7 protein-coding genes and 1 pseudogene are annotated in these 9,687 nt (G+C 63.7%); 1 reads left to right on the top strand and 7 read right to left on the bottom strand.

Annotation, left to right across the window (positions count from 1 at the left end; all coding sequences use genetic code 11):
• The 7 genes from ACFQ50_RS23835 to ACFQ50_RS23805 form a co-directional block, all read right to left on the bottom strand.
• Positions 1-377 (bottom strand): aldehyde dehydrogenase family protein (locus ACFQ50_RS23835; protein WP_377998083.1); only part of this gene is annotated, 377 nt, incomplete at its 3' end.
• A gap of 346 nt (positions 378-723) precedes the next feature.
• Positions 724-1,323 carry a helix-turn-helix domain-containing protein gene (locus ACFQ50_RS23830; RefSeq protein ID WP_377998082.1) on the bottom strand — a complete coding sequence of 200 codons (600 nt, stop codon included), beginning with the start codon at positions 1,321-1,323 and terminating at the stop codon, positions 724-726.
• Positions 1,324-1,416: 93 nt separating this feature from the next.
• Positions 1,417-2,412: an ABC transporter permease gene (locus ACFQ50_RS23825; RefSeq protein WP_377998081.1), complete on the bottom strand. Its 996-nt coding sequence runs from the start codon at positions 2,410-2,412 to the stop codon at positions 1,417-1,419.
• A 35-nt stretch (positions 2,413-2,447) separates the two neighbouring features.
• A complete protein-coding gene (locus ACFQ50_RS23820) occupies positions 2,448-3,944 on the bottom strand; it encodes a sugar ABC transporter ATP-binding protein (protein WP_377998079.1) in 1,497 nt (498 codons plus the stop codon).
• Positions 3,941-5,596, bottom strand: coding sequence for an amidohydrolase (locus ACFQ50_RS23815; RefSeq protein ID WP_377998078.1), 1,656 nt, complete (start codon positions 5,594-5,596; stop codon positions 3,941-3,943). The genes ACFQ50_RS23820 and ACFQ50_RS23815 overlap by 4 nt, the downstream gene beginning before the upstream one ends.
• Positions 5,596-6,744: a TMAO reductase system periplasmic protein TorT gene (gene torT, locus ACFQ50_RS23810; protein ID WP_377998077.1), complete on the bottom strand. Its 1,149-nt coding sequence runs from the start codon at positions 6,742-6,744 to the stop codon at positions 5,596-5,598. Before torT ends, ACFQ50_RS23815 begins: the two co-directional genes overlap by 1 nt.
• Entirely contained in the window at positions 6,741-7,913 is a 1,173-nt protein-coding gene (locus ACFQ50_RS23805) for an FAD-dependent oxidoreductase (RefSeq protein WP_377998076.1), read from the bottom strand. The genes torT and ACFQ50_RS23805 overlap by 4 nt, the downstream gene beginning before the upstream one ends.
• 1,601 nt (positions 7,914-9,514) lie before the next feature.
• Here ACFQ50_RS23805 and ACFQ50_RS23800 point away from each other — a divergent pair.
• A pseudogene (locus ACFQ50_RS23800) lies at positions 9,515-9,687 on the top strand (aldehyde dehydrogenase); the annotation flags it as partial.

The following is a 9,687-nucleotide window of genomic DNA, read 5'->3' as shown; positions in this document are numbered from 1 at the left end:
GAGAACCAGCGCAGGAACTCGGCGCCATAGGTGACCTCGCCGCGGGCTTCGGCCAGCGGCTTGCCCATTTCCAGGGTCATCAGCAACGCGAAGTCCTCGGCCCGCTCGGTGACGAGTTCAAAAGCGCGGCGCAGGATCTCGCCACGCTCGCGCGGCGGCACCTTTGCCCATGACTCCTGGGCAGCAGCGGCCGCGTCCAGGGCAGCGGCGCCGTCCTCGGCCGACGCGTCGGCGACGCACAGCAGGATCTTGCCAGTGGCAGGGTCCTCAACCTCAAAGGTTTCGCCCGAAACCGCCGGACGCCACTCGCCATTGATCAGCAGGCCGGTCGGAACAGCCGACAATATTTCATTTTCACGTTCTAAGGCCATGGTCATGTTTCTCCCTAATATGTCTTCTGTGGCGCCGCGTTGGCGCAGTATTTCGGTAGCAAGACCCAACGCCGGGATGGGGCAGGCCGCATATGAAGCTCCTGCTGGATAAGATGGCGATCCCGCCGACGGGAGGGTCATGAGCCGCAGCTTCAGTACCCAAGCGTCATCTGCCCGCCGAAAACTTCACGCGGATCGCCAGCAAGGTTCCCAGCCCGGTCGGCCGCGGAGAGCCAGCCCAGTCAGCGACAGCGGATGAGGGTCGCTCCCGGCGGGAACCAGCCCAAACCCCCAGCCTGCACACACGTCAGGCACATCGTTGGTGGTCCGGGAACGGGGAACTCGCGGCAGCCTAGTGCCGGTGCGGGGCCTGTGTTGCCGAGATCCAGAGCCAGCGTGCCGGTACTGACGCCGGGTTCCGGTAAGAGTGCGGCGTTCCGGGGTCGATCAGGACGGATTCGCCCGCCTGCAGGTTGTAGACAGTTTCCCCTGATTGGAGCTCGAGTTGCCCGTCCAGCATGACGAGGCATTCCTCCTCGTCCGGGTGTGCATACGGTGCCACTCGTGAGCCCTCGCCCGGCTCCAGCACCGCCTCGATGACCTGGATCGTTTTAGCGTTCGCAGGGGTAACGAGACGGTCCCGGTAAACGCCGGACGGGTGGTTCACGAGGGTCCGGGGTGCGGGACTGGCAGCCAGATTTGTTTCATCAGATTCGGCGAGCAGCAGCGACATGGGAACATTCAGGGCCCCCGCTATCCGCAGCAGTGACGAGAAGGACGGGTTGGCCTTTTGCCGTTCGATCTGGGAGATAAACCCTTCGGAGAGCCCTGTCTGGCGCGCCAACTCGAGAAGGGTCACGTCCTTGGACCTGCGGATTCTGCGGATACTGGGGCCAGGGGACGTGGCGCCGGGGGTGCCTCCGGGGTTGACCGTCGGCTCCGCGTCTTCCATGCCGTTTACTCCTTCGCCGATTGTGCCTGCCCTGATGGCGGCTGGTCAGTATATGACCATATCAGTGGGATTGTGGTGGAACGGAGAGTGCCTTCACGCCACCCTCTTGAGCCTTTCAGCGGCTACGGCGGCGATCAGGACCATGCCAATGACCAGCTCCTGGATATAGCTGGAGACGTGGAGCAGGTTCATGCCGTTGCTGAGCACGCCCAGGAAGAGGACACCGAGTACGACACGCCACAGGACACCTTCGCCGCCGAAGAGCGACGTGCCGCCGAGCACGGCAGCGGCGATGGACAGCATCACAAAGCTTGCACCCAGCGACGCTTCTCCCGAGCCCACGCGGGCGGTGAGGAGGATGCCGGCCAGGGAAGCGAGGATGGAGCACAGGACGAAGGCCACGATGACCGTTTTCTTGACGTTGATTCCCGCCACCAGCGCCGCAGCCCGGTTGCCTCCGACGGCGTACATGTTGCGGCCCGGAGCGGTCCGGGACATAAAGACCCCTATTCCGATGGCGATTACGACACCCAGGAGCACCGGCACCGGAATCCCCAAAACGGAGGACGTGGCCAGCACGTCGGAAAAGATCATCGGAAGTCCGATGATGGGGGCGCCCTTGGAAATGATCAGGGCCAGGCCTGTCAGCACCGAGGTGGAACCGAGCGTGGCCATGAAGGATGGGACCTTCCAGAAGGCCACGATGCAGCCGTTCACCAGTCCAATCACTGCACCGAGCAGGAGCCCGGCCCCCAATCCCAGCAGGACGCTTTCGGGCCCGCCCGAGCTTGCCGCGGTCACGGAGGCCACCACCACGCTTGTCAGCGCGACGGTTGCACCGACTGACAGATCCAGCTGCGCATTGATCAGGACGATCATCTGCCCCATGGCGATGAGGAGAAGGAAAACGGACTGGCGGGCGACGTTGAGCAGATTTGAGCCGTCCACAAAGCGCGGCTCCACGATGGCAAAGACAACGCACATCAGGATCAGCAGGGCAGGCAGGAGGCCGGTGGTCAGGATGAACTGCAGGCTGCGCCGGGCGGTGGCGGGGGCTGCTGTGCGTTCTGGAGTAAGTGTTGTAGTCAAAGGTTCTGTCCTTTAAGTGATGGAAAGGGAGGAGCTCACGCCGGGGCTGCGGCGAAGAATGACCTCGCGATGTTTTCTTCGGTGATGTCGGTGCCGGCCAGGTGGGCGGCGATGCGGCCTTCGCGCATGACGTAGACCCTGTCGCTGATGCCGATGATCTCCGTCAGGTCGGAGGAGATCACCACCACGCCGTGGTCGGCGTCGGCGTAGTTGTCGATCAGGCGGTACACATCGGCCTTCGCCCCAACGTCAATTCCCACCGTCGGTTCATCGAACAGGTGGACTTTCGCCGGGCGCAGCCGGCCCCTGGCCAGAACGGCTTTTTGCTGGTTGCCACCCGAGAACTTCCCTGACGCCCGGTCAAGCTGCATGGGCCGCAGGTCCAACTCTTCGGCGATGCTGTGCGTCAGTTCATATTCCTTCTGCGTCCTCAGGAAGCCCTTCCGGGTGATCTGCGCGGGCCGGTGGGAACCCATGGTCATGGATTCGAAGAGCGGGCGGCCCAAAACAAGGCCTTCGGTCCGGCGGTCCGAAGGATAGTAGACGAGACCGCGCTCAAGCATTCCCGCCGGGGATGGCTTGGGGATCTGTTCGCCGTCGAGCTCAATGGCACCATCCTGAACCGGGTGCAGTCCGAAACAGGCCCGGGCGAGGTCGGATTTCCCGCACCCGAGCAGGCCGGCGACGCCGACGACCTCGCCGGCGCGCACGGTCATTGAAACATCGTGCAGGGTTGCGCTTCCGAGCCCGGAAACCACGAGGAGTTCGCGGCCAGGTTCCCGTCTTGAGTGTTGGTAGAGCGAGCTCGCGGGGCGCCCGATCATTTTCTCGACGATAACGGCTTCCTCCATCGGGGCATCGAGAGTCTCGATGAATTTTCCATCTCTGAGGACCGAGACGCGGTCGGCAATGGCCTCCACTTCATGCATGCGGTGCGTGACATAGAGAATGGCGACACCTCGCCGGGCCAGCCCGGACACTATGTTCAGCAACTGCCGGCTCTCGTTCTCGCCCAACGAAGCCGTGGGTTCGTCCAGGATCAGGAGCCGTGCTTCACCCATCAGTGCCCGGGCGATCTCGATCAGCTGCTGGGAGGACCGCGGCAGGTCACCGGCACGGGCTTCCAGCGGCAGGTCTGCCCCCAATCCTGACAGGGCGTCGGCCGCGCGCTCAAGCATCTTCTTCCGGTCAACGAGGCCGGATTTAAGGGGAAGCGAACCCAGGGAGATGTTCTCGGCCACCGAAAGCTGCGGGACGATGTTCAGTTCCTGGAACACCGTCCGGATCCCGCCCTCCTCGGCGTCCCGTGGGCCGTCGAAGACTGTTTCGGTGCCGTCGAGGGCTATTGATCCTGTCGTAGCCTTGTGAACTCCGCAGAGAATCTTGATCAGCGTTGACTTGCCTGCGCCGTTCTCGCCCATGAGCGCATGGATTTCGCCGCGCCTGATCTCGAAGGAGACACCGCTGAGTGCCGTGACACCAGCAAACTTCTTGCCCACATTACGGATGGCCACTAACGGGTTGCCGGTCATGCCTTCTCACCTCCTGAATACGCCAGAACTCCATCGACATAGGTGCGTTCCACGCGGATGCTCCTCAACTCCGCTTCGGGAACGGTGTGCGGGTCCCTGTCCAGTACCACCAGGTCCGCGGCCTTTCCGGGCTCCAGGGAACCGGCCACATGGTCGAGCCCGATGGCCTTCGCCGCTTCGATGGTGTGCAGCCTGAGAGCTTGCGCCACCGAGATCGATTCCTCCGGTTCGATGTGGTTCCCCCAGTAGCTTCTTCGGGACACCGCCGACCAGATAGTGTGCAGGGGATTCGTCGCTCCCGGTTCTCCGCCCAGAGTGATGTCCGAGCTGATGACGGGCGATACGCCTTCGTGCAGCACAGTGCGTAGCGGAAGCCTTCCCGTGCTGCCCGTTGCGGGGAAAAGCATGGGCACGTAGTCACCGATGAAGTTGTGCAGGAAGCCAGGTTGCATCACGGGGATCACGTTGGCCGCGCGCCAGGACGCGATTTCTTCCACCGAGTCCAGCACGTTGCCCAGGTGCTCGATGCGCACCGGCGGGTGGTCGTGGGCGTCGCCCACGGCGAGAATTGCCTCGATCGCTTCGCGCTGCGCCCTGGTGCCATTGGTATGGATGGCGATCTGCACGTCTTTGTGGCGTGCAGTCCTGATGGCTTCCATCAGTGCGCCGCGGGAGAGATTGAGTTTGCCCCTGTATCCGGCGTGGGGGCTGTGGTCGCGGGAGTAGTCGTCGAGGCTGGCCGCATTCCGTGCCGAGTATCCCCCGTCCGCGAACACCTTGACTCCCCGGGCCCAGACCCGTCCGGGCCCGCTGCGTGAGGAAAAACCGGCCACCCAGTCGCAGGCGGCCGCGGCCGGGAGCAGCGACGGTGCCATGGCGTACAGCGCAATCCGTCCGTTGAGGCTGCCGTCCGCGACCGCCGCGTCCAGCGCCTCCACGTTGCGAGCTGATTCGGCCATTTCGCCGATTGCCGTAACGCCGTGCGCGAGGAAGTCGTTGTGGAAGGTAGCCGAATAGAAGCGCGCCAGTTCCTCGACGCTGCTTTCCGGGATCGGCAGCAGGCCGTCAATCTCCGCAACGACGCCGGTTGGCTGGCCGGCGTCGTCAAGGTGGACCACAGGGCTGCCCCACAGGCCTTCGCCGCCGGTGATGAAGCGCTCCACCTTGGCCAAGGCCAGGGCAGGGGTGTTGAGCACGGAGACGTGGCCGCCGCAGTGCAGGACAATGGGAGTCGTCTTGCTGACCGAATCCAGTTCCAGTCGGGTCGGCAGCCTGCGTTCGGCGATTTTTTGGTCGAAGAACAAGTTGCCGTAACCGATGAGCCAGTCACCCACTGCCCGGCCCGCGTTCAGCCCCGTCCGCAGGGCATCGAGAACGTCCGCGATGGTTTTGCACGCCGGTACGCGGCAGTCGATGCCCCGGTGGGTTCCGGCCGCGTACTGGGCGAAATGCACGTGCGGGTCAATGAATCCCGGAAGGATCGTGCGCCTGCCCAGGTCGTGGACGGTGACTCCGTTCCGCTGCAGTTCGGCGGCATAGGCGTCGTCGCCGACGCCGGCGATCTTGCGGTTTTCGATGTAGACGACGCGCGCGTTGGGTGCCGCGGTCATGGTGAGGACGTTGCCGGTCAGCGCAAAGGCAGTGGCGCCCATCACTTGCCCGCTTCAACGTTGAAAGCCGGTGACCATCCCTGAGGCGCGAAGCTTCCGGTGGCGTCGAATTCCGCGGTGTTGTCGTAACCGTCCTCCTTGGGTCCGCAGATCAGGAGGGGCTCCGGGGCGTAGCGCTGAATGTCCTTGTCCAGCGGTTTGTGCTCCAGCGTCCGCACCGCAAGGTCCACCGAGATCTTTCCGATCTGGCTGGACTGTTCCGACGGAGCGCATCTCGCCTGCCCGCGCTTGATGAGTTCAACTGCCTGCGGGGTCACGTACGTACCGTAGAGTCCGATGTCCCCGGCCTTGCCCTGCTCGGCCAGCAGCGTTGCGGCAACTTCCATGGTGATCGCCGTGCCGACAATTGCATCGATGCCAGAGTTGGCGGTCAGGGTGTCCTCAACGAGCTTCAGCTGGACCTCTTTGCCGGTGTCTCCGTACTTGACATCCACGATTTCGACGGCCGAGCCTGCGACGGCTGCCTCGAAGCCCTTCCGGGACCGCTCCGTCCATCCCGCCCCGGCAGGTCCCGGCAGGAGCGCCACTTTCAGCGGCTTCTTCAGTGAAGCAAGATGGGTACCGATCATCTTGCCCATGTCCACGTAGTCCTGCAGCACGCGGGCGTCCACCTCTGCGGAGGAGACTCCGTTCCCGACGTCGACCACCGCCACACCCTTCTTCTTCGCCTTGGCGACGGCAGGGTTCAACGATTCGTTGCTGACCGCGCTCAACAGCACCGCGTTTGCGCCGGAGCTGACACAATCCTCGACTTGCGTGACCTGCTGGGCGACGTTCTCGTAGCCTCCCGCATCCGTGGTTGTGAGGGAGACGCCCAACTGCCGCGCCTGGGTGGCCTGACCATAGTTCATTCCCACCCAGGTCGGGTCCTTCAAATGGGGAAGCACGGAGCAGATGCGCCAGGGCTTGGTGACCTCGCTCCGGCTCAGGGACGTGTAGGTCCCGGGGGTGTTCGGCCCGGTGCAGCCACGGGGGTCCACTTTGGGGGACTTGCAGTTCGTCAGCAGCGCGGGTGCGGACCAGGATTCGCCGCTGACCGGCTCGGCCTCGGCGCCTGCCGTAGCGCATCCGGAGAGCAGGAGAAGTCCGGTGGCGGCCAGGGCAACAATTTTCAGTTTCCGGGTTTTCATGCGAGCACGTCTTCCCTCCGGCCGGCGGCCACGGTGTCGATGCGCTGGATCTGCCCGGCCGGAAAACGTTCGGCGGCGAAGTTGATGGATCCCTGCACCCGGCGGGACGCCGTGAGCTTCCTGACCAGGGCGGACCGCGCGTCCAGGAAACCCTTGGGCCACATGGTGCCGACCTTGCCGTAGACGCGGGAGTAGCGTTGGACTCCTTCGCTCATCTCGCGCTGGCCTTCCTGCCACGACTTGAGGGCGAAATCGATGCTGCTGCTGTTGGTAACCGAGATCGCCAGGGCGACGGCGTTGGTCATCGCAACGCAGGCCGCCTGACCCAGGTTCGGCGACATGGCGTGGGCGGCGTCCCCCACCAGTGCCGTCCGGCCGCTGTACCACTGGCTGACGTGAACGTCGTGGAAAGGCGCCCAGCGTCCTTCGGTGTCAAAGGGGATCCGCTCCAGCTGGGAGCGGAACTCCGGGAAGCTTTCGATCCACGTGGCAGCGTTGAACGGATTCTGTTCGCGGCCCGTCACGTCGTCTGCAGGGCAGCAGAGGAAAACATACGTTTCGTCCGGTGAGCACGGGATGATGCCGATGCGGCGCCCACCGTTCCACTGCTCGATGGTCTGGTGCACCGGATCGTCACCCGTCCGGGGAATAAGATGCCGCCCGCCGCCGTCACGCAGATCCACAAGTTTCCGGCGCAGGCCTAGCGAATCCCGGACCTTGGAGAACACGCCATCGGCTCCGATGGCAAGGTCAGCCTGGTACTCCTGGCCGGCGGCCGTCGTCAGCGTTCCGTTCGGAGTGGCCCCGGTGACCGGCGAGTCGGTGACGATCTCAACACCCTGGCGACGGGCCGCGTTGAGAAGACTCTGGTAGAGGTGCCGCCTGCCGACGGTGTAAAGGCGGTGGTTCCGCAGCCACTCGTCCTGGAGGGTGCTGCCGTCGTGGTCCCGCAGGAACGGAACCTCAACCTTCTCGGCCCGGGAGACAACTTCCTCGTATGCCCCAATGGCTTCCAGCGCCCGCAGGCCGTTTTCCCACAGGTAGATTCCAGCCCCGATCTCCCGGAGGATGGAACCTTTTTCGTGTACCCGGACCGAACATCCGGCCGTGCCGAACGCAGCCGCGGCGGTCAGCCCCGCCAAGCCGGCACCTGCGATTTCGATATGCATGAAGATGGCTCCTTTGCCGTCCATAAGGGGTCTGCATTTCAGATCCCTTGGAGATGCTATTCACGAAAACTGTGATGAGCAATACTTTTCTTAGATCTCATCAAAGTTTCTTTAACTGCACCCGGTTGTCTTCGCGGATGAGTTGCTGTTGAACTGAGGCCGGAAACGGCTCGGCAGCGGAGCGTCTGACCGGGCGGTTCGTGTCGAGTGGGCCGCAGAAGAACCATGCCTTGCTGGTTCGGGCTGGATGACCAACCAGGGGCGCGGTTGGACACATGCACCCGGGAGTCGAATGCCGGAAATGGCCGAGTCGCCGAGTCGCCGAACCGCCGAGAAGCAACGCTCGGGCGGCCGCGGAGTGCAGGGCCATGGCCGACGGCCTCCGGATGAGTCGTTGGAGCGGCATTGTGGCAGTGAGGAGTGGCCGAAGACGTCCGGGACACTGGACGCGACTGCGTGGCGTTGGCTCGCTGGACCGCGGATACGTAAAGACCACTACGGTCCCCTAGGCGTGAGGCAGGGGCTCCGTAACGACCTCGACGCCGTCGCCCTCATGGATAAGACGCCGCCCTGCTCCGGCATCCAACCAGATCCAGAAAGCGGACCCATCGGGCATCCATTCATCGAGGACACCGTCAAGCGCGGGCCGGCCGCCGCTTTGGAGGCGGACGCGACTCCCGGCTGGCACGGTTTCCGGTCCCGCAATCCATGCGTCGCGACCCTGAAAGGTTTCGCCATCATCTGGGACGGATGCAGTGCGACCCGGAGAACCCGCAGGACTGCCTGGGAATCTTTCTCGTTCTGCCAACGGTTCGTCCTTCCTTCCGCCGATCGGTTGGACCGGAGGCGCCGGCCACTCCAAAAGAACTGTTTTGTGCGACTTGTCAGTTGACAGGCGCGGAATTGATGAGGCGGATCGAAGCCCGTCACGCGCCGCACGTTATGTTCCGCCCGGAGGGGATTGGGGGGCGCCACTCCGGGCGGAACTGAAACAAAGTATCAAACAGTTAGCCCACAAACAATTCGAGTACGAATCGAAAGGGGGTTCTGCCAAAAACCCCTGGGGTAGTAGGACGAGGCTTCCGGCCGGCACGGCTGACCGAGCCCGTCCGCACGGCGAAGCACAGCCGTGCTCATCTGCTTTCTGGCGCGGTAATTCGTCAACCGGGCCTGGGCGTTGCTTGCCCTCGACCCGGTCGTAATGGGTGGCTACCTCCACGTGTCGCTCGGCTATTGGGGCTTCGTCGTGCTGACCTGTCTCGCCCGCGGCGAACGGGGCGCCATCGGTCCCGGACAGCCCCAACCAAGGGAGCCTTTGGGCGCGTTTTTCTGCAGCAGTTCATGCTGCCCCTCGACATTCTTAGTAAGGGTGCTTAGCATTGAGGCTCGGTAGCTACCTATTTCGCGACGGGGCTGGCCAGCCGGGTTTTCCAGGGCAGCCGGCCGCCTTAAATCCTCGGGCCTCCCGCCCCTTGGGGTGGACTCAGAGGTCCTATACGAATCCCACTACCCTGCGGCTCGCATACGCGTACCTCGACGACGTGCGCCCTGGCGGCACTTGTGCGTGGCCTGCAAGGTTGGCATAGGAAGAGAGCGGAACAATGAAGGCAGTAGTTTACAAAGGACCGAACGACGTCAGCGTCGAGGAGATCCCCGACGCCAAAATAGAGCACCCCGCCGACGTGCTGGTTCGCATAACCTCAGCGAACATTTGCGGCTCGGACCTGCACATGTACGAGGGCCGCACCAGTTTTGAACCCGGACGCTCCTTCGG

This window comes from Arthrobacter sp. NPDC056493, from assembly GCF_042795115.1.
In the GTDB taxonomy this organism is placed as follows: domain Bacteria; phylum Actinomycetota; class Actinomycetes; order Actinomycetales; family Micrococcaceae; genus Arthrobacter.
This window is presented reverse-complemented; position numbering and strand designations above follow the sequence as displayed.

What these genes read in the sequence shown, in the direction of transcription:
- ACFQ50_RS23830 (WP_377998082.1), bottom strand. Translation starts at nt 1,323, where the DNA reads ATGGAAGACGCGGAGCCGACGGTCAACCCCGGAGGCACCCCCGGCGCC.
- ACFQ50_RS23820 (WP_377998079.1), bottom strand. Translation starts at nt 3,944, where the DNA reads ATGACCGGCAACCCGTTAGTGGCCATCCGTAATGTGGGCAAGAAGTTT.
- ACFQ50_RS23815 (WP_377998078.1), bottom strand. Translation starts at nt 5,596, where the DNA reads ATGGGCGCCACTGCCTTTGCGCTGACCGGCAACGTCCTCACCATGACC.
- torT (WP_377998077.1), bottom strand. Translation starts at nt 6,744, where the DNA reads ATGAAAACCCGGAAACTGAAAATTGTTGCCCTGGCCGCCACCGGACTT.
- ACFQ50_RS23805 (WP_377998076.1), bottom strand. Translation starts at nt 7,913, where the DNA reads ATGCATATCGAAATCGCAGGTGCCGGCTTGGCGGGGCTGACCGCCGCG.